Source organism: Bradyrhizobium sp. sBnM-33, from assembly GCF_032917945.1.
In the GTDB taxonomy this organism is placed as follows: Bacteria; Pseudomonadota; Alphaproteobacteria; order Rhizobiales; family Xanthobacteraceae; genus Bradyrhizobium.
In genome coordinates, this window is record NZ_CP136624.1 from 3,106,690 (window position 1) to 3,129,268 (window position 22,579).

Consider the following 22,579-nt stretch of genomic DNA (forward strand, 5'->3'; position numbering starts at 1 on the left):
ACTACGCTGATCGCGGTGTAGACCGATTGCCGCGCTGCATCTCGCGCCCGATGCCGAGCATGATATTGCGCAGCCAGATCGAGCCGGGGTCCATCTGGACCCGGGTTGGGTAGAACATGAACTGCTCGTCGATCCCGGGATCGAGCGGTGGCGCGACGGTTGCTAGCGACAATTGCCTGGACAGCGCGCCGATCAGGCGGCGCGGCACGAAGGCGACGAGATCGGAGCGCGCGGCGACATGAAGCGCCTCGAGATAGCCGGGCACGACCAGCGCGATCCGCCGTTCGATGCCCTTGGGGCGCAACCACATGTCGATCAGGTCCTCGCTTTGGCCGCGGATCACGACCGCGACATGGCGCGCGTCGAGAAAGGCCTCGATCCGCTTCAGCCGCGCGCCGGCGGGATGACCGCGCCGAACCGCTAGAGCATCGCTGTCGGTATAGAGCCGTTGCCGGTGGAAGCCGGTGAAGGCGTTTCCGATCGAGATCACGAGATCGATAGTGCGGGCGAACTCCGCGGTGAAGATCGCAGGACCCCGCCATGGCACCACGTCGATCCGGACGTTCGGCGCGACTTTCGTTATTTTTTCCATCAGCGGCGGCATCAGAAGCTCGACGGCGAGATCGGGCATCATCAGGCGAAACTGGCGCTCGCTCCTCGCGGCATCGAACTCATCGGCGACGAACAGCGAGCGCACCTGGTCGAGCGCCTGCGCGAGAGGCGCGCGTAAGGCTTGCGCGCGCGGCGTCAGCTCCATGCGGCTGCCGGTTCGAACCAGCAGCGGATCGCCGATCAGGTCGCGCAGCCGCTGCAGCGCGTGGCTCGCCGCCGGTTGCGACAGCCCGATCCGCATCGCGGCGCGGCTGACGCTGGCTTCGCTCAAGAGCGCGTCGAGCGCCACCAGCAGATTGAGGTCAAGCGAATTCAAATTCATAGAATGAATATATATCATATTCTCTATTGATTGGAAGAATGCTGCGCGGCGCGCGATGATCCCGACATCGGATCAAAGGAGAAGCCGCGATGAGCGCAGCAGCGAACAAGAAACTAGTGCAGCAGGTCTATACGGATTCCGCCAACCGGAGCGGGACGACATTTCTCGATAACCTTGCCGAGGACGCGACCTGGATCGTCACCGGGCAATATTCGTGGTCACACGAGTTCAAGGGGCGTGAGGCGATCAATAGCGGACTGATGGGCCATTTCCGCTCGTTCTTCGCGGTACGCCCGCGCACGGTGGCGTTCAACTTCATCGCGGAAGGTGATTACGTCGTGGTCGAAGCACGCGGCGATAACGTCACCAAGGACGGGGTTCGATACGACAATCAATACTGCATGGTCTGGCGCATCGAGGACGGCAAGATCAAGGAGATCAAGGAATACTGCGACTCCGCGCTGGTCGAGCGTGTGCTCGGGCCGTTTCCGGCAGAACGAAAACTCGCCGCAGTGGTTTAAGCGATTGAGCAGTGTTTGCGCGGAGAGCAGGCCGCATCGACGACCTGGCCCGCCAAAGTCCGGAGCCTTTGCCGTCGCGGCAAGCGCGCTCGCGCTTGTGCGCACCTGGCGGAAGCGCAGCCGCACACGGCATCAATTGGCCGCGATGAGCGGGCGCGAGTTGCAGGATATCGGCACGTGCTGGGCGGAAGTTGCCAATGAGGTGGCCAAGCCGTTCTGGCAAAGATGAAGACCGAAACGAAAACGGCGCCCTTGTGGGCGCCGTTTTGCCGGATGAGTCTGATCAGGCGGCCTTGACCGCCATGTGCTTGAACATGTTGCTGCGGGCCTCGTCGTCCATCTCGGCCTTGAACTTGAAGTTATCCTTCAGCGCGATCGCCTTGGCCGCCGCAGGCCGGGCGATGATCTCGTCGACCAGCCGCTTGACGTTGGGATACTTTGCGACCGCATCCTCGCCCATCACGAAGGGCATCATGCGGGCCCAGCCCCAGACGTCCATGTCGACGATGGTATAGGTGTCGCCGACCATGTAGCGGCGGTTGGCCAGATGATCGTTGAGAATGCCGAAGTGCCGCTGCGCCTCGAACTGGTACCGGTTATGGGCGTAGTCGATCTTCTCCGGCGCAAAGTGCTTGAAGTGGACGGCTTGGCCGGAATACGGGCCGACGCCCGTGGCGACGAACATCAGCCATGACAGCAATTCGCCACGGTTGGCCGGCGTATTCGCGGGGAGAAACTTGCCGGTCTTTTCCGCCAGATAAAGCAGGATGGCGTTGCTGTCGAACACCTTGACGCCGTCGTCGTCGATCGCGGGCACCTTGGCGTTCGGATTGATGGCGAGATATTCCGGCTTGAACTGGTCGCCCTTGCGGGTGTCGACGGCGATCGGCTGGTAGGCGAGGCCGGCTTCCTCCAGGAAGAGGGCGACCTTGGTCGGGTTGGGCGATCCGTTGAAGTAGAATTTGAGCATTTAAAATTTTCCTCCATTGCTTCTTGCCAGGACAATTTATTGCGGCACGCGGCGGCATCGCTGCCGGGCGGCACGTCCATGCTCAATTTTTGCGGGGTGCGCAAGCGACGAATTCGTGAGAGGCAGCCTCACGAAAAACCGGGCCTTACGATACGATCAGGCCGCCTATGCCGGCGACCGCAAGGGCGGCACCGGAAGCAATCATCACCAACGCAAAGCGAATTTCCGAACGCAGCGCCGTTCGTTGCCCTGTGCGCTCCGATCCTCGCGCATAGCCGTGCACGATGATTTGCTCACTGAAGGTGCCGCTGGCGTCAAGAATGTCGGTCAAGCCAGCGCTGGCGACCAGGATGCCGAGGATGATCAGTCCGGCGGGGCCTAGCAAACTCAACAGCAGTATTGGAAACAAGCCGATCAGGAAGATCGGCAGAAGTGGCAGCACGATGAACGACTCGGAGCCTCGCGTGCGCATGGGAGCAATCTCTTGTGGTCAAATGAACATTAGCACTTACCGGTCAAATAGGAGCGAAAAGGTGCGTTGCCACCGGCGTACATGGCACGGCTGCCATGCCGCCGGATCACGGAAGCTGCACAGGGGGCGGGCGGAAGTGCATTTCGCGGCATGGCCGCCGTGGCAGCATCGGTGGCCATGTGCACGCCGGAGTGCGTTATCAGGCTCGTCGCGGCGGGGAAAGAGTTGTCCCGCCGCCATCCCGGAGCGGATTTCGGCTTCCCTGCGCCGCCATTCGATATTTCGATCCCGGCCAAACTTCTATTCAGGTTGTCATAATCGGGGGGCAAGGAAGTAATCTTTTTTCAATCCCTCCTGGGGTCTATAAGGGTATGCAACCTGGAGGCGATATGCCCTTCTTCGAATGCTCCGTGTCGCTTGCCTGTCGTGCAGGCGTTGTTGCGTTTCTAATGTTGCTGGGCGGCTCCAATGCGGTCCTGTCACAGCAATCCGCGCCGCAGCAATACATTGTGCCGCCCGGAGAGCAGTTACTGCTCTCGCGCCTGCCGAGCGGGTCGGAGTTTGGCCCCTATCTCTACGAACTGCGCGCCCATTTCTTCCACCTCGACGCCGATACCGACGGCAAGCTGACGCAGCGTGACATCGATCTTCATACATTGATGGAAGCGATCCAGGCCCGGACAATAGCGTTGAACTCCATCATGCGTCTGGATCTCGATGGTGACGGCGCGGTGACCGAAGACGAAATCCGTCGGACGACGAGGTACGACCGGAGGGGGCAAGTTGCTCTCGCCGCGTCGAACTCAGCAGGAAAAAAGCAGGCAGCCGACGCGGAGGAGCAGATCGAAAACTACATACGATCGGTCATGGCGCTGGATACCGACAAAGACGGGAAGGTAAGCTTTTCGGAAGCCGGCATGTACGGCGAGCCCAGCAGGCGGCGCGCAGCCGGACAAGGCGGCCTTTCTGCTCTCGTTCGTCAAGCCATGACGCTGGCCACTCAGCCTCCGTACGAACTCACACTTGTCGATTATCAGGCGGCAGGCGAGGCGCTATTTCGCAAGATCGACTCCGACAATGACTTCAAGATTTCGCAGCAGGAACTGACCGGTTATCGTCGCAAGCCGGAACCGCCTGACGCTGCGGTGCGCGACGCCGCAGCGGAGGCCGCGAAAAATCGCCTCGCCGAGCAAGCCGAAATCGCGCGAAAAAAGCAGGAAGCTGTTGAGGCCGAGCGGTCGGCGTGCGCCATGCCGAAGGCCTCCGACAAGGCGAGGGTCGTTCTGTTCAGCGGCTATCAAACCGAGGCGCTGTCGAGCGTGACGCTGGGATCGCAGGATGTCGTCGTCCACGCCGGGCGCGTCGTCGTCGAGCCCGGACCTGAGCCGCTTTACATCGTCATCTCGACCTACAGCGCAACGATTTGGCAAATCAGCGGGGCGACTGAAAGAATCGAGCGAATAGTGTTGAGTAGCTCGCGGACCGGTCCCAAGGGAGCGAACGCGCAACGGCTATCGCTGGTCGGCGCGACCGGCATCGCGCCGGAACGGGTCGTCTTCTTCTCCCGATCCGATTGCCTGGGCTATTTTTATGAAAGCCCTTCGAGTTCGTCGATCCAGACGGTTGCTACAGTCCGTAACGCAACAGGCAAAGAGCCGGAGGTCGTGGCCTCGAAGTATTCCGTCAGCAGCTTTGCCGTGCCATCCGGAAAAATCGAGACGGTGCGGGCACAGGGGCAGCCGCTCGTCATCGAGAAAAGTCAGGGAACGCTCAAAATCGTTGGCAATAGCAGCGACGTGATCGTTCAGGCCGGACCAAGCCGGGCGCGTGATGAAATGTATCGGTTTTTCCCGGGTGGAGTGATCGATATCGATCCGAAAACAGTCGTCGCCAGCGTGCCGCCCGCGGCCTATGAAGTACTTCCCTCACAAGCCGGGCTTGTTCAACTGCTTTCTACAGGTGCGGTGACCCAGAACCGCATGGAAGAATACATTGTTCGGCAGAAGATCCGGTTTCCGCCAGGGCTTGCCGGCGCGCATTCGGTGACGTTCCTCATCATGAAGGGAACGCCATATCCCGACGGCGATCCGGCGCACTCATGTGTAATCATGGAAGAGACAGGCGAACGCAAGGGAGCGGCCTGCCGAAGTCGATAGCTGCCTCAACAGCGACTACCCCGCCGCCATCCCGGAGCGGATTTCGGCGCGCAACTCGTCGATCAGCTTCAGGCCGTTCTTGGTTTCGACATGCCAGAACGTCCAGCCGTTGCAGGCGCCGGAGCCCTGCGCCACCGCGCCGATGCGGTGAATGGAGCCGACCTTGTCGCCGAGCATGATGGCGCCGTCCGCCCGAACCAGCGCGCCGTGACGCTTCTTGGAATCGACCAGCCTGGTGCCGGGCGGAATCATGCCGCGCTCGATCAGTTCCGAGAATGCGACGCGCGGCGCGTCGCGCGCGGTCATGAACGGCGCCAGCGTTGCCCCGGGCAGCGGTTCGACGGCGGCGATGCGTTCTTCGGCCGCAGCCGCATAGGTCTTATCGCGTTCGAAGCCGATGTAGCGGCGGCCGAGACGTTTTGCCACGGCGCCTGTCGTGCCGGTGCCGTTGAAGGGGTCGATCACGAGATCGCCGGGCTTCGAGGACGACAGCAGCACGCGCGCCAGCAGCCCTTCCGGCTTCTGGGTCGGGTGCACTTTCTTGCCGTCGGCGCCTTTCAGGCGTTCTTCGCCGGTGCAAAGCGGAATCAGCCAGTCGGAACGCGCCTGCACGTCCTCATTGGCGGCCTTCAGCGCTTCGTAATTGAACGTATAGCCCTTGGCCTTCTCGTCACGCGCGGCCCAGATCATGGTCTCGTGCGCATTGGTGAAGCGGCGGCCGCGAAAATTCGGCATCGGGTTGGTCTTGCGCCAGACGATGTCGTTGAGAACCCAGAAGCCGAGGTCCTGCATGATCGCGCCGACGCGAAAAATATTGTGGTAGGAGCCGATCACCCACAGCGTTGCCGATGGTTTCATGACGCGGCGGCAGGCGAGCAGCCAGGCGCGGGTGAAATCATCGTAAGCGGCGAATGACGAAAACTTGTCCCAGTCGTCGTTAACAGCATCGACATGGGATTCGTCGGGACGCTTGAGATCGCCCTTGAGCTGCAGGTTGTACGGGGGATCTGCGAACACCAGATCGACCGAACCTGCCGGAAGCTTTGACATCTCGGCGACGCAATCGCCGACGACGATGCGAACGCTTGAATCAGACTCAAATTTAGTGCGGGGCGCCCTTGCAGACGCCCCGCGACGCGACACAACCATGACTCAATTACTCTGACTCAGGCGACGCTGTCGGCGACGCGGGACTAAACAACCGACTGGCGATACATTGACCGGGCAAAGTAAAAATCGACTTAACCAGGAAAGTTATCGACGCAGAATGCGAAGAGATCATCGGCGAGATGCCATCAGAGATTGCGGCGGCTTGCGCACTAGGCAATTTTTGCCGGGCGGGTTATTGATTAATGGAATGGAAATTTTACGTGATTGCCGCGTTGGATATTCGCGCCAACAGCCGGGGATGAGGAAATAGCGCCATGCGTTACGATGATTTCCGCCGCAGCGACGAGATCGAGGACCGTCGCGACGGTGGCGGCGGAACGGGTGGCGGCGGCGGCTTTGGCCTGCCGATGGGCGGCGGCGGGCTCGGCATCGGCACCATCATCGTGCTCGGCCTTGTCGGCTATGCCTTCGGCATCGATCCGCGCATTCTGATCGGCGGCGCCGAAATCCTTACAGGTGGCGGGCAGGCGCCGACCTACCAGACCGATCGCAGGTCGGGTCCGGCCAAGACCGGCGCGCCGAAGGACGAAGTCGGCAGCATGATCGCCGGCATTCTCGGCGAGATCGACGACCGCTGGAGCGAGATCTTCCAGGCCAGCGGCCAGAATTATACCGGGCCGCGCATCGTGCTGTTTCGCAACGCCACCAATGGCGGCCGCTGCGGCATGGCGCAGTCGGCTATGGGACCATTCTACTGCCCGCCGGACAAACAGATCTTCCTCGACACCAGTTTCTTCCGCGAAGTCGAAACCCGTTTCCGCGGCTGTTCGGGCAGCGCCTGCAAATTCACGGCCGCCTACATCATCGCGCATGAGGCGGGACATCACATCCAGAACCTGCTCGGCATCCTGCCGCGCGTGCAGCGGCTGCAGCAGCAGGCCGGCAGTAAGGCGGAAGCCAATGCACTACAGGTGAAGGTCGAGCTGCAGGCGGATTGTCTTTCCGGCGTCTGGGTCAACCGGGAGGAGAAGAAGCGTCCAGGCTTCATCGAACCCGGCGATATCGACGCGGCGTTGAGGACGGCAACCGCGATCGGCGACGACACGCTACAGCGGCAGTCAACGGGCAGGGTGGTGCCCGACAGCTTCACCCACGGATCGGCTGCGCAGCGCAAGCAATGGTTCATGACCGGCTATCAGCAGGGCACGGTGCAGGCCTGCAACACGTTTGCGGCGGGGGCGTTGTGACCGGGTCGTGCCCCGGATGCTGCGCAGCATAAGCGCGTTCACGCGTCTTAGACGCGCTATGGTGATGCGCTGCTGATCCGGGGGCCATGTTGCGCGACGCTTCTTTGAGTATAGGTCCCGGCTCTGCGGAGCGCTGCACCGCGTCCGGGACACGAGGGATCCAGTGAAATGTCCTCCATCGACGAAACAAAACAATTCGTGCCGCTCAACATCGCCGTGCTGACGGTCTCGGACACCCGCTCGCTGGCCGACGACAAATCCGGCGCGACGCTGGCGGACCGGCTGACAGCGGCGGGCCATCATCTCGCCGCGCGCGAGATCATCGTCGACGACGTCGATGCGATCCGCATCATCATCAAGCGCTGGATCGCCGATCCCAATGTCGATGCGATTATCACCACTGGCGGCACCGGTTTCACCGGCCGTGACGTGACGCCGGAGGCGATCGAGCCGCTATTCGAGAAGCGGATGGATGGTTTTTCCATCGCCTTCCATATGCTGAGCCATGCCAAGATCGGCACCTCGACAGTGCAGAGCCGCGCCACTGCCGGCGTTGCGGGGGCGACCTTCATCTTCTGCCTGCCGGGATCGCCGGGCGCCTGCCGCGATGCATGGGACGGCATCCTCGCCGCCCAGCTCGATTACCGCACGCGCCCCTGCAATTTCGTCGAGATCATGCCGCGGCTGGATGAGCACCTGCGGCGGCCTAAAGCCAAAGGCGCCTCGGCGTAAAATGCACCCTCATTCCGGGGCGATGCGAAGCATCGAAACCCGGAATCTCGAGTACTCAGGTGCACAATTGCGCACCGTAGTTCGGCTCTTCGAGCCGCCCCGGGATGACGACCTTTGTTATAACTCCAATTCCCAGGTTTCGCCGACGAGATCGACGCCAAAGCTGTGGTGCGGCTCTTCCTTGACGCGACGGAAGCCTGCGGCCTGATAGATGCCGCGCGCGGCGACAAGGATGCTTTGGGTCCACAGCGTCATTTTCTTGTAGCCCTTCTCGCGGGCCGAGCGGACGCATTGCTCGACGAGTGCGCGGCCGACGCCGAGCCCGCGCGCTTTTTTCTCCACTAGCAACAGCCGCAGCTTTGCGACGTCATCACTGCCCTTCACCAGAAAGATCGAGCCGACCGGTTCGCCGCCTGTTTCCGCAATCCAGCAATGCTCGCGCGAAGCGTCATAGTTCTTGATGAACTGCGCGCAGATCTCGGCGACCAGTGCCTCGTAGCTGATGTCCCAGCCATACTCCTCGGCATAGGCCTTTGCCTGGCTCGAGATCACCCAGCCGATGTCGCCGGGCCGATGGCTGCGCAAGAGAAAAGCGGCTGGCTTCTCCGTGGGCCCTTCCAGTGCCCGCTCGATCGTCTTCATCGCCTGCACGACAGCGGCGCGCTGACCGTCTTCGAGCGAAGCGAGCAGGCTTCCGACCTCCTCACGCGAGCGGCGCTCGAGCTCGGCAGAGGCGGCGCGGCCTTTGGCGGTCAGCGAGAGTTCGTTGACGCGGCCGTCATTCTTTGACGGCTTTCGCGTCACGATCTGGCGGCGCTGCAGCGCCTGCAAGGTCCGGCTCAGGAAGCCGGGATCGAGGCCGAGGTCGCGGGTGAGGTCGGTGGCGGTGCAGGTCGGGCGATGCGCGATCTCGTAGATGATACGCGCTTCCTGCAGCGTGAAGGGGCTGTGCAAGAGCTTCGGCTCGATCAGGCCGAGCTTGCGGGTGTAGAAGCGGTTGAAGGCGCGAACCGCCTGGACCTGATCGCCGGATTGAGACATCGCACACCTCTATAATTGCCATAGTCAAATAATTATTTGACTATGGCAAGTATATTTTGTGCTGCGAAAGACGGTTGCGAGTGGGGTAAGGGGCCGTGACGGCGGGACATTCTTCTTGTGCCCCGACACAAGCCGCGCGCGTCGCGATCGATGCTACTTTGCATGGGGTTGTTTTCGCGATTTTGGCTGTGGGCGCTGCGATCTACCGCCGTACTGCCGAAGCTATGCGACGACGATAATCCGGCTGCGCAACTGGGTGCGCGCCGAGCGACCGAGTTGGCGCAGCAATCGCGTCTCTGAGCGGCGGGCATCCGGCCGGTAGCCGCCAAGCCGCTCATAATGATCGCGGGCGATCAGGAGCCCCTGTTCCGCCGATGGCCCGGCGATCATGCGGGCGACGAATTTGAAGCCGTCGCGCAGTCGCGTGTCAGCATAGGGCGAGCGGGCATAGCGAAACACTCCGGCGCGCGGCCGGCCGCTGCTCGATACGTTTTGGATGAACTGCGTGGTCTCGTCGATCCAGCCGCTGTCGAGCACCGCGCCGGCGTGCAGGAACATCAGCCATGGCGAGCGCGCCGCCCGCGCGCCGGCGGCCAATGCCGCGGCGCGTGTTCCCTCAAACCTGAGAAAGCGACAGCCGGCCACGTCGGCCACCCGTTCGATCACGCCGTTACCGGTTCCGTCTACCAACAGCACTTCGCGGATGACGCCGGCTGCGGCTCCCGGCACCAGCGCTGCCAGCGTGGCAACGGCGGGTTGTTCTATTCCCTCGGTCGGGATGATAACGCTCAACATGGATGAGACTTCGCTGGCTCAAACGGTGAAAAACGCCGCTTGTTACCACCTTGTCACATTCAAATCAGCCATCCTGCTGCAGTTTTTTGCGGCAAGCCCATCGCAGACGGCCCCTGCCAGCGTCCTCCCCGCTTTTCTGCGCGGCCTCAGCTTCAGACCACCCGAAGGTTGGCGTTGTCGATGCAACTGCTGGCGAAGCGCTGACGGCCCGGCGGCCCTCCTCGTAAGTGGCACAATTGCAGGCAAGTCCCTCGCTTTTGCCATAGGTGTTTGAGCGCAAACGGCCGCGCTGGCGCCGGCGCTGCCCGGCACGATGCCGGCCGCGACTAATGCGCCAGTTAGCGGCGCTGCAGGGGCGAAACGGCGCCTCCGCCCCGTGACTTTAGTTGGATAGCGGTTTTCGCCTTGAACGCGATGCTCCAGAACTCTGGCTCGCTCGAGGATTCTCGAGGCAGCTTCCCGTCATGCCGCTGACATGGGCGCGGCACTGTTGGAAATTCTGGAAATCGCAACGCAGCCCGTCATTCGTCCCATAAGTCCGGGAGCAAACTGGCCAATTGGCATCAGCATGGCTTGGCAGCGTGCCCGCGAAGGTGAATGATGCTGCAAGCGACATGGTCGCGGCAGCCAAAGTGAGCAGACGCATCTGCACCCTCCCTGGGTTTGTACTCTTCGAGTTACGAGGGCGGTCTGCTGCCGTTACCCCCGGCACACGCAAAAATGTACGTTCTTGATTTGTTCTCAATGTGTGCTATGTTCGCTTCATGAGCCGAGCATCCTCTCATGCCCTCAAGCACCCGCCGGTCACGGCGCCCTCCGAGCCGGCGGGTGCGACACCTTTTCCCGAGCTCGCGGTCGCCATCGAACGGCAGCGGCGACGCGGCCGCGGCGCGCAGTCCAACGACAGCGGCCGGTTCGAAGCCGAGGCGCGGGTCGCCTTTGACGATGGCTGGCAGAGTCTGGACGACCTGCCGCCGTTCAAGACCACGGTCTCGCTGGATACCTCGCGCAAGGTCATCACCCGCAACGACTCGCCCGACATCGGTTTCGATCGTTCGATCAATCCCTATCGCGGATGCGAGCATGGCTGCGTCTACTGCTTCGCGCGGCCGACCCACGCCTTCCTCGGCCTGTCGCCCGGACTCGATTTCGAATCCAAATTGCTCGCCAAGCCGGACGCGCCGGAACTGCTGGAGAAAGAACTGGCGGCGCCCGGTTATGAGCCGCGCATGATCGCGATCGGCACCAACACTGATCCCTATCAGCCGATCGAGCGCGAACACAAAATCATGCGCGGCATTCTCGAAGTGCTCGATCGAGCCGGTCATCCCGTCGGCATCGTGACCAAATCGGCGCTGGTGACACGCGACATCGATATTCTACAGCGAATGGCGAAGCGCAATTTGGCAAAGGTCGCGATTTCCGTGACCACGCTCGACCCTAAGCTCGCCCGCACGATGGAGCCGCGCGCCTCGACGCCGCCGAAGCGGCTGGAGGCGCTGCGGCAATTGTCGCAGGCCGGCATCCCCGCGACCGTGATGGTCGCACCCGTTATTCCAGCGTTGAACGATTCCGAGATCGAACGCATTCTCGATGCCGCGGCTCACGCCGGCGTCAAGGAAGCGAGTTACGTGCTGCTGCGGCTGCCGCTCGAAGTGCGCGACCTCTTTCGCGAGTGGCTGATGGCAAACTATCCCGACCGCTATCGTCACGTCTTCACCTTGATCCGCGACATGCGCGGCGGGCGCGACTACGACTCGCAATGGGGTACGCGGATGAAGGGTACCGGCCCGATGGCCTGGATGATCGGGCGGCGGTTCGAAATCGCCTGCGAGAAGCTCGGCCTCAACAAGCGGCGTTCGAAACTGACGACAAATCATTTCGTCAAGCCGAAGCGGAACGGACAGCAACTTAGTCTATTCTAGGTGGTTGTCATCATTGCGATCGAAGCGACACATCACTCCATCCTCCGCAGAGAGGCCTGGATTGCGTCATCGCTCTCGCAATGACGGACGGAGAATGCATGAGTACTGGTAAGCCAGTCCCCCGCTTCACGGTCATCACGCTTGGTGTTAGCGACATGCGCGCCAGCATCGCCTTTTATGATGCGCTCGGCTTTGCCCGAAAAATGCGCGCAACCGGCGAGGCGGTGGCATTCTTCGATACCGGCGGCACCGTGATCGCGCTCTACCCGTGGGACCAGCTCGCCCGCGACGCCACGCTGCCCGATCAGCCGCGGCCGAAAACCTTTCGCGGCACCACGCTCGCCTGGAATTGCAGCTCGGTCGAGGAGGTCGACACGGCACTCGATTTCGCAATCTCCTGCGGCGGGTCACTGTTGAAGCCCGCGCACAAGACCGACTACGGCGGCTACTGCGGCTATTTCGGCGATCCCGACAACCACATTTGGGAAGTCGTGGTCGCGCCCGGCATCGAGGTCGGCGAGGACCGGCGGGTGCATCTGCCGGATTAGGCACAAGTATAGGGTTGAATAACGGGAATTGTGCCGGGTTCCCGGTTGCGCGCCGCCGCGCGCTGGCGCACGAATCCCGGCCATGATTCGGGACAAATCCACCAAAAAACCCGACGGGAAATCGGACAAGAAAGCCGGCAAGGAACAGGCCGAGCTGCCGAAGGGCGTGATCGCAGTCGCCCCGCCGAGCTTTCGCCGCGAGCGGGCGCTGATCAAGCGCGGCGTCTGGCCTGTCGCCGGCTGCGACGAGGCCGGGCGCGGTCCGCTGGCAGGTCCGGTGGTAGCGGCCGCGGTCGTCCTCGATCCCAAGCGAATCCCCAAAGGCATCGACGATTCCAAGCGGCTGACGCCCGAACGCCGCGAGGAATTGTTCGAGGAGATCTGCGCGACCTCGTCGTTTGCGGTCGCCTTTGCCTCACCCGCGCGGATCGACCGCGACAATATCTTGCGCGCTTCGCTCTGGGCGCTGGCGCGTTCCGTGCACGCGCTGCCCGAAATGCCGAAGCACGTGTTCGTCGATGGCCGCGACAAGATCGATGCGCCCTGCGACTGCGAGGCGGTGATCGGCGGCGACGGCATTGTCATGTCGATCGCAGCCGCCTCGATCATCGCCAAAGTGACGCGCGACCGCTTGATGAGCGCCTTGGCGCTGGATTGCCCGGGCTACGGCTTCGAAAGCCACAAGGGCTACGCCGTGCCGGAACATCGCGAGGCGTTGGACCGGTTAGGCCCAAGCATCCACCATCGCCGCTTTTTCGCACCCGTCATTGCCGCGCGGTTGAAACATTATCCCGAGACGGTCGAAGAGACAGTCGAACCTGATCTCTTCAGCGTGGACGGGGAGGTCACTTCCGATATCTCCGCCACGATCTGACGCCGGTTGCCTCGGCGCCTCGTCCACTCTATCAAACGTCCCCCAGGACAGGGCTGCCCGGCCCGGCATTCGGACGTTTCATGCGCTTCACCTCGCTCGTTGTCGAACTGATCCGCGCCCGGCCGCGGCTGGTAGTCTGGCTCGTGGTGTTGGTCCAGGCCGCACTTTGGCTGATCCTGCCGATGCTGCTGTACCGCAGCCCGCCCGGCGACCTTGCGACCGTGCTGGCCTTTGGCCGGGAATACCAGGTCGGAACCTGGCTCGGTCCGCCGCTGGCGTTCTGGCTCGCCGACATCGCGTTTCGCGCAGCGGGCAACCATATGTTCGGCGTCTATCTGTTGGCGCAGATCTGCGCCGTCGTCACCTTCTGGAGTTACTATCAGCTGGCCCGCGCGATTGTCGGCGGGCAACAGGCGGTGCTCGCGGTCTTGCTGTCGATGACGGTGGTGGCCTTCAGCTCGCCCGGCGTCGAGTTCGGCCCGCTGGTGCTGGCGCGCCCGCTATGGGCGCTGCTTTTGCTGCATTCCTGGCAGTTGATCGGCCAGAACCGGCACAACGCCTGGTTCGCCTGGTCGATCGAAGCCGGGCTTTTGCTGCTGACGACGCCGGCCGCCCTCGGATTGCTGCTGCTGCTCGCCGGATTTGCCGTTGCCACCGCGCGGGGGCGGCGCGTGCTGATGTCGCTCGATCCGCTCTATGCGCTGCTCGTGATCGCCGTCCTGGTGTTACCCTATCTGATCTGGGTGCTTCGCGCCGACGCGCTCGCGATGCCGCCGTGGCCGGCGATTTCCGATCTCGGCGCGCGCGTCCTGCAGTGGGGCTGGCTGCTCGTTGGCCTCGTGCTCGCAATGTCCGCCATCGTGCTGCTGGCGATCCTCAACTCCGGCTGGTTCGCCCGCAATGCAGGGGAGGCGCCGATCATCTACCGGCCGCCGGTCGATCCGCTGGCGCGCCAGTTCGTCTATTTCTTTGCGCTTGCGCCGGCGCTGCTCGGAAGTTTGATCGCGGGCATCTTCAACCTCGATCATGTCGTCGGCGGGGCGGGCGTCGCCTTGCTGTTGTCGGGGCTTGCCGTAATCGTCGCGAGCGGCGATCTGATCCATCTGCGGCGCCAGCGGCTGTTGCGGACGGTATGGGCGGGCGCGGTTGCCGCGCCTGCCTTGGCGACGATTGCGGCGACGCTGTTTTTGCCGTGGACCGCGAACGAGGTGCCGACCTCGCTGCCGGCAACAGCCATTGCGCATTTCTTCGGCGACAGCTTTGAGCGCCGGACCAACCAGCGCCTGCGCGCCGTCGCCGGCGATCCGCAACTGGCGAGCTTGATCGCGATGAGCAGCGGGCGTCCGCATCTGTTGCTCGATTCCACGCCGGAGCGAACCCCATGGCTGTCGGTCGCGAAATTCAGCGAGACCGGCGGTGTCGTGGTCTGGCGCGCCTCCGACACTTCAGGGACGCCGCCGCCCGACATCGCGCAACGCTTTCCGGGCCTGGTGCCGGAAGTGCCGCGCGCGTTCGAATGGATGGTGAACGGCCGGTTGCCATTGCTGCGGGTCGGCTGGGCGATCGTGCGGCCGAAGGCGCCTTAGCTGCGAATTCCGTGCCCCGGATGCTGCGCAGCACGAAAGTGATGCGCTGCTGATCCGGGGCCATTGTCTTGCGCTGCTATAGGTCCCGGCTCTGCGGTGCGGCGCCGAGAGGCGCTGCACCGCGTCCGGGACACGAGCTAACTTAGTTGCTCCAGCGCCTTCGCAATCGCGCGCAGGTCCTGCCAGGACATCCGCTTGTAGGACGGCGAGCGCAACAAATAGGCCGGGTGGAACGTCGCCATGGCGCGGATCGTGCGGGTGCCGGTGTCGTAGTCGAACCATCTGCCGCGGGTCTTCATGATGCCATCGCGGGTCGACAGCAGCGTTTGCGTCGATGGGTTGCCGAGCGTCACCAGTATGTCGGGGTTCACGAGTTCGATCTGCCGCTGGATGAATGGCAGGCAGACTTGCGTCTCCTGCGGCGTTGGCGTCCGGTTGCCGGGCGGCCGCCAGGGGATCACGTTGGCGATGTAGGCCTTGCTGCGATCTAGTCCGATTGTGGCGATCATCCGGTCCAGCAACTTGCCGGAACGTCCGACGAAGGGCAGGCCCTCGATGTCTTCGTCGCGTCCGGGGGCTTCGCCGACGAACATGATGCGCGCCTTGGGATTGCCGTCGGCAAACACCAGCCGCGTCGCGGTGTTTCGGAGCGCGCAGCCCTCGAAAGTTTCCAGGAGCGTACGCAGCGCGTCCAGCGTCGGCGCCGTTCGCGCCGCCTCGCGCGCGAGAGCGATGGCCGCCTCCGGCGCGGGCGCTATTTCGCTGCGCGGAACTGCCTGCATGGTGGCGGGCATTTCCCTGACGGGGCGGGGTGGGGCGGTCTCGCGGACAGCGACGGGGGCGACAGGAGCGTCGGGCTCGGTCAGCCGATCGACTGGTTCCTCCATCAACGCGCAATCGACTCCGGCCTCCAGATAAAAAGCCAGCAATTGCCTGATATTAGGCGCGGGTTCGGGGATCAAATCCATGATGCCAATCTAATATGGATCGAGCCGGCGTGAAACGCCTCGCGTTGCATTTCCATGGTTGTCCTCCCCGCAAAAATCGGAAACAACGAGCCTTTAGAGCCGTTCTCAATTGGGCTGAGATCAGATCATGAGTGCAGAAGAACTTCCTCCTCGCGAATCCATGGAATTCGACGTCGTGATCGTCGGCGCCGGGCCGTCAGGGCTGGCTGCGGCGATCCGGCTGAAGCAGCTCAATGCCGATCTCAGCATCGTCGTGGTGGAGAAGGGTTCCGAGGTCGGCGCCCACATCCTGTCGGGCGCGGTGATCGATCCGGTGTCGCTCGATAAGCTCATTCCGGATTGGCGTGAGGACGCCGATTGCCCGCTGAAGACAGAGGTCAAGGACGATCGCTTCTACTGGACCACCGCAACCAGCGCGATCCGGCTGCCGAACTTCGCCATGCCGCCGCTGATGAACAATCATCACTGCTATATCGGCTCGCTCGGTAACGTCTGCCGCTGGCTGGCGCCGAAGGCCGAGGCGCTCGGCGTCGAAATCTATCCGGGGTTTGCCGCCGTCGAGGTGCTGTACGACGATAATGGCGCAGTGCGTGGCGTCGCGACCGGCGACATGGGCATCGCCAGGGACGGCAGCCACAAGGACTCCTATACCCGCGGCATGGAGCTGCTCGGGAAATACACGCTGTTCGCCGAAGGTGCGCGCGGCAGTCTGAGCAAGGAACTGATCGCGAAATACTCGCTCGATGCCAAATGCGAGCCGTCGAAATTCGGCATCGGGCTGAAGGAAGTCTGGGAGATCGATCCCGCCAAGCACCAGAAGGGCCTGATCCAGCATTCGTTCGGCTGGCCGCTCAACAATAAGACCGGCGGCGGCTCGTTCCTCTATCATTACGACGACAACAAGGTGGCGGTCGGGTTCGTCGTGCATCTCAACTACAACGATCCGTATCTCTCGCCGTTCGACGAATTCCAGCGCTTCAAGACCCATCCCGCCATTCGAACCGTGTTCGACGGCGGCAAGCGCATTTCCTATGGTGCGCGCGCCATCACCGAGGGCGGCTATCAGTCGGTGCCGCGGCTGAGCTTCCCGGGCGGCGCGCTGATCGGCTGCGCGGCGGGTTTTGTCAATGTGCCGCGCATCAAGGGCGTGCACAACGCGATGGGCAGCGGCATGCTCGCTGCGGAATACGTTGCGGCGGCGCTTGGCGCCGGCCGCGCCAATGACGAACTGGTGGAATACGAAAACGCCTGGCGGGATTCCTCGGTCGGCCGAGACCTGCACAAGGTCCGCAACGTCAAGCCGCTGTGGTCGAAATTCGGCACCATCATCGGCGTGGCGCTCGGCGGCTTCGACATGTGGTGCAACACGCTGGGCTTTTCGCTGTTCGGTACCCAGTCGCACGCCAAGCCCGACCGCAAGACGCTGGATCCGGCCAAGGCGCATGCGCCGATCGCCTATCCCAAGCCGGACGGCAAGCTTACCTTCGACAAGCTGTCCTCGGTGTTCCTCTCCAACACAAACCATGAGGAGGATCAGCCGGTTCATCTCAAGGTCGCCGACATGAACCTGCAGAAGACGTCCGAGCACGATGTCTATGCCGGTCCGTCGAACCGCTATTGCCCGGCCGGGGTCTATGAATGGGTCGAGGAGGCCTCAGATCCGCGCTTCCAGATCAACGCCCAGAACTGCGTCCACTGCAAAACCTGCGATGTGAAGGACCCCAACGGCAATATCACCTGGGTTCCGCCGGAAGGCGGCGGCGGGCCGAATTACCAGGGCATGTAGAGAGGCCGTATAGACCACGATTGCGTGAGCTGGAGGAGGGTGATACCGCCTCAGGCCACGATACTGCCACAGTAAAAGCGTTTCCCGGTTGGGCTGGCTAAATCGGAGCCCTAAGGGCCTAATCTGCCGATCGATTCGCCAACCCGTATCCTTGCGGTTGAGGGCCAAAAGCGGCATTGTCGCTGCCCGAGATGCCGCCGCTTGGGTTTGCATTCGAGACCGATCGTAACGATCCCGCCATACATCCTGGAGCTAGGCGAACGTGATGCTTTCCACTCGTATGAATCGTTGGACCATCGCCGCAATAACTGTTGCCAGCCTGGCCGCCCCCGGCGTGGCCTGGGCCCAGACGCCCGAACATACGGCCGACAACGCCGCGCAATTCCCCACCAAATCCGATCTGAAGTCGCTGACGACGGCAGGCAGCTATCTCGCCGCACGCCACGCCAGCGTCGAGCGCGATGCGGCCTCGGCTGCGGCATTCTATCGCTCCGCTCTGCGCACCGATCCGAAGAACAACGAACTGCTGGACCGCGCTTTCATCTCTTCGCTTGCCGATGGCGACATCGATGAAGCGGTCAAGCTCGCTGATCGCATCCTGACGATGGATAAGGCGAACCGCGTCGCGCGTCTGGTGGTCGGCGTTCGCGACCTCAAGCAGAAGAAATACGCGGCCGCTCAGCTCAACATCAACCAGTCGATCCGCGGACCGATCACCGACCTCGTGGCGACGCTGCTGTCGGGATGGGCGAGCTACGGTGCAGGCGATGCCAAGGCGGCGGTTGCCAATATCGACAAGCTGACCGGACCGGAATGGTATCCGATCTTCAAGGATCTCCATACCGGTATGATCCTGGAGATCTCGGGCAAGGACAAGGACGCCGGTGCGCGGTTCGAGCGCGCCTACAAACTCGACGATTCGATGCTGCGCGTATCGGATGCCTATGCGCGCTGGCTGTCGCGCAACAAGGATGGCGCGGCGGCGGCCGGCATTTACGAAGCGTTCGACAAGAAGTTGCCGCGGCATCCGCTGGTGCAGGAAGGCCTGCGCGAGACCCGGGCCGGCAAAAAGATGTCGGCGCTGGTCGATTCGGCGCAGGCCGGCGCGGCCGAGGCGCTGTACGGCATCGGCGCCACGCTGACCCGCCGCGGCGGCGAGGATCTGGCGCTGGTCTATCTGCAGCTCGCGCTCTACCTGCAGCCCAATCATCCGCTGGCGCTGTTGTCGCTCGCCGATCTCTACGAGTCCGTGAAGAAGCCGAAGATGGCGATCAAGGTCTACGAGCGCATGCCGGCCAGTTCGCCGCTCAAGCGCAACGCCCAGATCCAGCTCGCCACCAATCTCGACGCGGCCGACCGCAGCGAAGAGGCGATCAAGATCCTCAAGGGCGTCATCGCGGAGGCGCCAAAGGACATCGAAGCCGTCATGGCGCTCGGCAACATCGAGCGCGGCCGCAAGAAGTTCAACGATTGCGCCAATACCTATTCGCTGGCGATCGACGCGATGCCCGGGGTGACCGACAAAAACACCTGGGTCACCTATTATTACCGCGGCATCTGCCTGGAGCGTTCCAAGCAGTGGAGCAAGGCTGAGGCCGACATGCGCAAGGCGTTGGAGCTGCAGCCCGAGCAGCCGCATGTCCTGAACTATCTCGGCTATTCCTGGATCGACCAGGGCATCAACCTCGACGAAGGCATGAAGATGATCCGGCGCGCCGTCGACCAGCGCCCCGATGACGGCTACATCGTGGATTCGCTGGGCTGGGCATTTTACCGGATCGGCAATTTTGAAGACGCGGTAAAGCATCTCGAGCGCGCGATCGACCTCAAGCCCGAGGATCCGACCATCAACGACCATCTCGGCGATGCCTATTGGCGCGTCGGGCGGACGCTCGAAGCCAAATTCCAGTGGGCCCATGCACGTGACCTCAAACCCGAGGCGGAGGAATTGCCGAAGATCGAAGCCAAGATTGCCAACGGCCTGCCCGAAGACACTTCCTCTGCGGCTTCCGCCGACAAGAAGAAAGAAGACGGCAAGGGTGGCTGAGGCAAGGACTTTGGGGGCTGTTCGCCAATGCCGCTGTTGAATGACAAGGCGTGTGCCAAGGTCAATCTGACCTTGCGGGTGAATGGCCGCCGTGCCGACGGCTACCATGACCTCGAAAGCGTGGTGGCGTTCGCCGATTGCGCCGACCGGCTGACGCTGACGCCGGGTTCGGATCTGGATTTGAAGATGTCGGGACCGTTGGCGCAGGCCTGCGGCGAGACCTCGGACAATCTGGTGCTCAAGGCCGCGCGCCTCTTGGCCGAGCGCGTACCGGACATGAAAGCCGGCAGCTTTACGCTCGACAAGGTCTTGCCGGTGGCGGCCGGAATCGGCGGCGGTTCGGCCGATGCCGCGGCGGCGCTGCGGTTGCTTGCGCAGCTGAACGGGCTCGCGCTCGACGATCCCCGCATCGTCGAGGTCGCGCAACTGACCGGCGCCGACGTGCCGGTCTGCGTCAACTCGCGCGGCTGCGTCATGACCGGCGTCGGCGAAACGCTGCAGCCGCTCAGTCTGCCGAAAATGCCGTGCGTGATGGTCAACCCCGGCGTTGCCGTCGCGACCCGCGACGTTTTCAACGCGCTCGGCCTGCGTAACGGCGAATTGCTGGTCGGCGTCACCGACGTGCTACTGCGGGACCGCTGGCCGGACGAGAAGGCATCGCTGGAAGATTGGGTCGAAGCGCTCGCTGCCAGTTCCAACGATCTGGAAGCACCCGCCATGCGAGTCCAGCCCGTGATCGGCGAGGTCATCGCAGCGCTCAACGCGACCAACGGCGCCTGGCTGGCACGGATGTCCGGATCGGGTGCCACCTGCTTTGCGATCTACGAAAACACCGTCGAAGCCGGACGCGCGGCGGAGCAGATCCGACGCGATCACCCGGGATGGTGGGTGCATGCGGGAACGCTAGGTTAGCTCGCGGGTCGCCGCGCCAGCGCCAGCGAAACACCAAGGCCGGCGATGAATAGTCCCGAGCCCTGCCGCAATCGCTGAAGCAGGTTCGGCCTTTGCGTGAGACCGGCGCGCGCCGTCGCGGCCATCATCACCACGATGATATCGACAAGCGTGTTCAGCGCGACCGAGATCAGGCCCAGCGCCATGAACTGGAGCGCCGGATAGCTGCCGGCCGGCTCGAGGAATTGCGGAATGAAGGCCAGGAAAAAGGCCGCAGTTTTTGGATTGAGCGCCTCGACCAGCACGCCTTCCCGGAACGCCCGTTGTGTACCGACGGCGATGACCCGTTGCGGCAGCAGGTCGCGCGCCTCGCAAAACGTCTTGAAGCCGAGCCACACGAGATAGATTGCGCAGCTCGGCGCTGGCCAGGATGAGCGCCGAGACGCCAAGCCCGCCCGCAATTACATGCACAAGCCCGCCAAGCGCCGTTCCAAATGTCGAGGCGATACCGGCGCTCTTGCCGCCGGACAGTGTTCGTGCCGCGACGTAGAAGATGCCGGGGCCGGGGACGGCGGCGATAACAAGGGCGGCCAAGAGGAACAATGTGAAATTGGTGCTGTTCAATGCGATGTCTGTCGTAGGATGGGTGGAGCGAAGCGATACCCCATCAGCCGGCGCGAACAGCGTGAAGTGAAGGGTATCGCTTCGCTCCACCCATCCTACACATTCTTGTCGTCACCCGCGAAGGCGGGTGACCCAGTATTCCAGAGACGTTCGTAATTCATCGAGAAGCCACGACGTACTGGATACCCCGCTTCCGCGGGGTATGACGACCGAGGTCAATGCGATCGCGCCAGACAGAACGCCACCACCTGCTCCAGCGCGCTCTTCATCGGCGAGGCCGGGAATAGCGCCAGCGCGTCGACGGCCATTGCGCTGTAGTGCTGGGCTCGGCTGATCGTGTCCTCCAGCGCGCGGTGCTTCGTCATCAGGCCGATGGCGTGATCGAGATCGCTGTCGCCGATCTCGCCGCGCTCCAACGCCTTGATCCAGAACTTGCGCTCGCTGTCATTGCCGCGGCGGAATGCCAGCACCACCGGCAGGGTGATCTTGCCTTCGCGGAAATCGTCGCCGATGTTCTTGCCGAGTTTCGCGGCCTTGCCGCCATAATCCAGCACGTCGTCGACGAGCTGGAATGCGATGCCGAGATTCATGCCGACCGAGCGGCACGCGGTCTGCTCGGCCTTCGGCCGGTTGGCGATCACGGGCCCGACTTCGCAGGCGGCGGCGAACAATTCGGCGGTCTTGCCCCTGATCACGGCGAGGTATTCGTCCTCGGTCGTCGCGGTGTTCTTGGCCGCCGCAAGCTGCATCACTTCGCCTTCGGCGATGGTGGCCGCGGCCGAGGAGAGAATGTCGAGCGCACGCAGCGAGCCGACCTCGACCATCATGCGAAAGGCCTGACCGAGCAAGAAGTCGCCGACCAGCACGCTGGCCTCATTGCCCCACAGCATCCGCGCCGACAGCTTGCCGCGGCGCAGCTCGCTCTCGTCGACCACGTCGTCATGCAGCAGCGTCGCGGTGTGCATGAATTCGACGGACGCCGCGAGCTTGATGTGACCATCGCCGGAATAGCCGGCGAGGCCCGCCATCGCCAGCGTCAGCATCGGGCGCAGACGTTTGCCGCCGGATGAGATCAGGTGATTGGCGACTTCCGGAATCATGGTGACTTCCGACCCCGTCCGCGACAGGATCGTGGCGTTGACCCGCTCCATGTCGGCGGCGACCAGCCCGACCAGCGCATCTATCGAAGCGTTCGACGGGCTTTCGAAGGGTACAATAACCGCCACACGGGTCTCCAATTTTGGCCAATTCGCACTATCCTTATTCTACAATAGAAAGTGCCGGCAATCGCGGCAAGGGCACGTAGCGGTTGACAGACCCCCCGTGCCGTCGTCGCATCGGGTCGAAAAGGA

21 protein-coding genes and 1 pseudogene are annotated in these 22,579 nt (G+C 62.9%); 12 read left to right on the forward strand and 10 right to left on the reverse strand.

Annotated elements, in window-relative coordinates:
* Window position 1: 1 nt before the first annotated feature.
* Window positions 2–934, reverse strand: a complete 933-nt coding sequence (locus RX328_RS14355; RefSeq protein ID WP_213252221.1) for a LysR family transcriptional regulator — start codon at window positions 932–934, stop codon at window positions 2–4.
* Between the two features lie 89 nt (window positions 935–1,023).
* On the opposite strand from RX328_RS14355, the gene RX328_RS14360 reads away from it, so the two are divergent.
* Complete coding sequence (locus RX328_RS14360) at window positions 1,024–1,455, forward strand: nuclear transport factor 2 family protein (RefSeq protein ID WP_213252222.1); 432 nt, start codon at window positions 1,024–1,026, stop codon at window positions 1,453–1,455.
* A gap of 97 nt (window positions 1,456–1,552) precedes the next feature.
* The gene (locus RX328_RS43585; protein WP_213252223.1) at window positions 1,553–1,684 is read left to right on the forward strand and encodes a DUF1127 domain-containing protein; all 132 of its coding nucleotides are present in this window, start codon (window positions 1,553–1,555) and stop codon (window positions 1,682–1,684) included.
* Window positions 1,685–1,738: 54 nt separating this feature from the next.
* Here the strand turns inward: RX328_RS43585 and RX328_RS14365 are convergent, their stop codons facing one another.
* Together RX328_RS14365 and RX328_RS14370 are read right to left on the reverse strand one after the other, a co-directional pair.
* Window positions 1,739–2,425, reverse strand: coding sequence for a glutathione S-transferase family protein (locus RX328_RS14365; RefSeq protein ID WP_213252224.1), 687 nt, complete (start codon window positions 2,423–2,425; stop codon window positions 1,739–1,741).
* Between the two features lie 145 nt (window positions 2,426–2,570).
* Window positions 2,571–2,897, reverse strand: a complete 327-nt coding sequence (locus RX328_RS14370) for a hypothetical protein (protein WP_213252225.1) — start codon at window positions 2,895–2,897, stop codon at window positions 2,571–2,573.
* A gap of 449 nt (window positions 2,898–3,346) precedes the next feature.
* Between RX328_RS14370 and RX328_RS14375 the strand changes: the two genes are divergently transcribed.
* Window positions 3,347–5,053: an EF-hand domain-containing protein gene (locus RX328_RS14375; RefSeq protein WP_317258736.1), complete on the forward strand. Its 1,707-nt coding sequence runs from the start codon at window positions 3,347–3,349 to the stop codon at window positions 5,051–5,053.
* Between the two features lie 15 nt (window positions 5,054–5,068).
* On the opposite strand, the gene RX328_RS14380 is transcribed toward RX328_RS14375, so the two are convergent.
* Entirely contained in the window at window positions 5,069–6,202 is a 1,134-nt protein-coding gene (locus RX328_RS14380) for a site-specific DNA-methyltransferase (protein ID WP_213252227.1), read from the reverse strand.
* Between the two features lie 275 nt (window positions 6,203–6,477).
* Here RX328_RS14380 and RX328_RS14385 point away from each other — a divergent pair, with 275 nt between their 5' ends.
* Window positions 6,478–7,410, forward strand: a complete 933-nt coding sequence (locus RX328_RS14385; RefSeq protein WP_213252228.1) for a neutral zinc metallopeptidase — start codon at window positions 6,478–6,480, stop codon at window positions 7,408–7,410.
* Window positions 7,411–7,578: 168 nt separating this feature from the next.
* The gene (gene moaB, locus RX328_RS14390) at window positions 7,579–8,142 is read left to right on the forward strand and encodes a molybdenum cofactor biosynthesis protein B (RefSeq protein ID WP_213252229.1); all 564 of its coding nucleotides are present in this window, start codon (window positions 7,579–7,581) and stop codon (window positions 8,140–8,142) included.
* A 117-nt stretch (window positions 8,143–8,259) separates the two neighbouring features.
* On the opposite strand, the gene RX328_RS14395 is transcribed toward moaB, so the two are convergent.
* The 3 genes from RX328_RS14395 to RX328_RS43590 all read right to left on the reverse strand — a co-directional run bounded on the left by RX328_RS14395 (window position 8,260) and on the right by RX328_RS43590 (window position 10,624).
* Entirely contained in the window at window positions 8,260–9,183 is a 924-nt protein-coding gene (locus RX328_RS14395) for a helix-turn-helix domain-containing GNAT family N-acetyltransferase (RefSeq protein WP_213252230.1), read from the reverse strand.
* Between the two features lie 222 nt (window positions 9,184–9,405).
* Window positions 9,406–9,978: a glycosyl transferase gene (locus RX328_RS14400; RefSeq protein WP_213252231.1), complete on the reverse strand. Its 573-nt coding sequence runs from the start codon at window positions 9,976–9,978 to the stop codon at window positions 9,406–9,408.
* A 382-nt stretch (window positions 9,979–10,360) separates the two neighbouring features.
* Window positions 10,361–10,624 carry a DUF3551 domain-containing protein gene (locus RX328_RS43590; protein ID WP_213252232.1) on the reverse strand — a complete coding sequence of 88 codons (264 nt, stop codon included), beginning with the start codon at window positions 10,622–10,624 and terminating at the stop codon, window positions 10,361–10,363.
* A 118-nt stretch (window positions 10,625–10,742) separates the two neighbouring features.
* Here RX328_RS43590 and RX328_RS14405 point away from each other — a divergent pair, with 118 nt between their 5' ends.
* From RX328_RS14405 to RX328_RS14420, 4 genes are all read left to right on the forward strand, one after another.
* Window positions 10,743–11,903: a PA0069 family radical SAM protein gene (locus RX328_RS14405; RefSeq protein ID WP_213252233.1), complete on the forward strand. Its 1,161-nt coding sequence runs from the start codon at window positions 10,743–10,745 to the stop codon at window positions 11,901–11,903.
* 98 nt (window positions 11,904–12,001) lie between these two features.
* On the forward strand, window positions 12,002–12,451 hold the full coding sequence (locus RX328_RS14410) for a VOC family protein (RefSeq protein WP_213252234.1): 450 nt from the start codon (window positions 12,002–12,004) through the stop codon (window positions 12,449–12,451).
* Window positions 12,452–12,533: 82 nt separating this feature from the next.
* Window positions 12,534–13,325 (forward strand): ribonuclease HII, encoded by a 792-nt coding sequence (locus RX328_RS14415; RefSeq protein WP_213252235.1) that lies wholly within the window; start codon window positions 12,534–12,536, stop codon window positions 13,323–13,325.
* An 80-nt stretch (window positions 13,326–13,405) separates the two neighbouring features.
* Window positions 13,406–14,911 carry a glycosyltransferase family 39 protein gene (locus RX328_RS14420; RefSeq protein ID WP_213252236.1) on the forward strand — a complete coding sequence of 502 codons (1,506 nt, stop codon included), beginning with the start codon at window positions 13,406–13,408 and terminating at the stop codon, window positions 14,909–14,911.
* A 137-nt stretch (window positions 14,912–15,048) separates the two neighbouring features.
* Here RX328_RS14420 and RX328_RS14425 read toward each other — a convergent pair whose 3' ends face one another.
* A complete protein-coding gene (locus RX328_RS14425) occupies window positions 15,049–15,873 on the reverse strand; it encodes a uracil-DNA glycosylase (RefSeq protein WP_213252287.1) in 825 nt (274 codons plus the stop codon).
* Window positions 15,874–16,006: 133 nt separating this feature from the next.
* On the opposite strand from RX328_RS14425, the gene RX328_RS14430 reads away from it, so the two are divergent.
* The 3 genes from RX328_RS14430 (at window position 16,007) to RX328_RS14440 (ending at window position 20,624) form a co-directional block, all read left to right on the forward strand.
* Entirely contained in the window at window positions 16,007–17,665 is a 1,659-nt protein-coding gene (locus RX328_RS14430; RefSeq protein ID WP_213252237.1) for an electron transfer flavoprotein-ubiquinone oxidoreductase, read from the forward strand.
* Between the two features lie 265 nt (window positions 17,666–17,930).
* The gene (locus tag RX328_RS14435; protein WP_213252238.1) at window positions 17,931–19,712 is read left to right on the forward strand and encodes a tetratricopeptide repeat protein; all 1,782 of its coding nucleotides are present in this window, start codon (window positions 17,931–17,933) and stop codon (window positions 19,710–19,712) included.
* Window positions 19,713–19,739: 27 nt separating this feature from the next.
* Window positions 19,740–20,624: a 4-(cytidine 5'-diphospho)-2-C-methyl-D-erythritol kinase gene (locus RX328_RS14440; RefSeq protein WP_213252239.1), complete on the forward strand. Its 885-nt coding sequence runs from the start codon at window positions 19,740–19,742 to the stop codon at window positions 20,622–20,624.
* On the opposite strand, the pseudogene RX328_RS14445 reads toward RX328_RS14440, so the two are convergent.
* Window positions 20,621–21,227 (reverse strand): annotated as a pseudogene (locus RX328_RS14445) (LysE family translocator). The gene RX328_RS14440 and the pseudogene RX328_RS14445 overlap by 4 nt on opposite strands.
* A gap of 215 nt (window positions 21,228–21,442) precedes the next feature.
* Complete coding sequence (locus RX328_RS14450; RefSeq protein ID WP_213252240.1) at window positions 21,443–22,453, reverse strand: polyprenyl synthetase family protein; 1,011 nt, start codon at window positions 22,451–22,453, stop codon at window positions 21,443–21,445.
* Window positions 22,454–22,579: the final 126 nt, after the last annotated feature.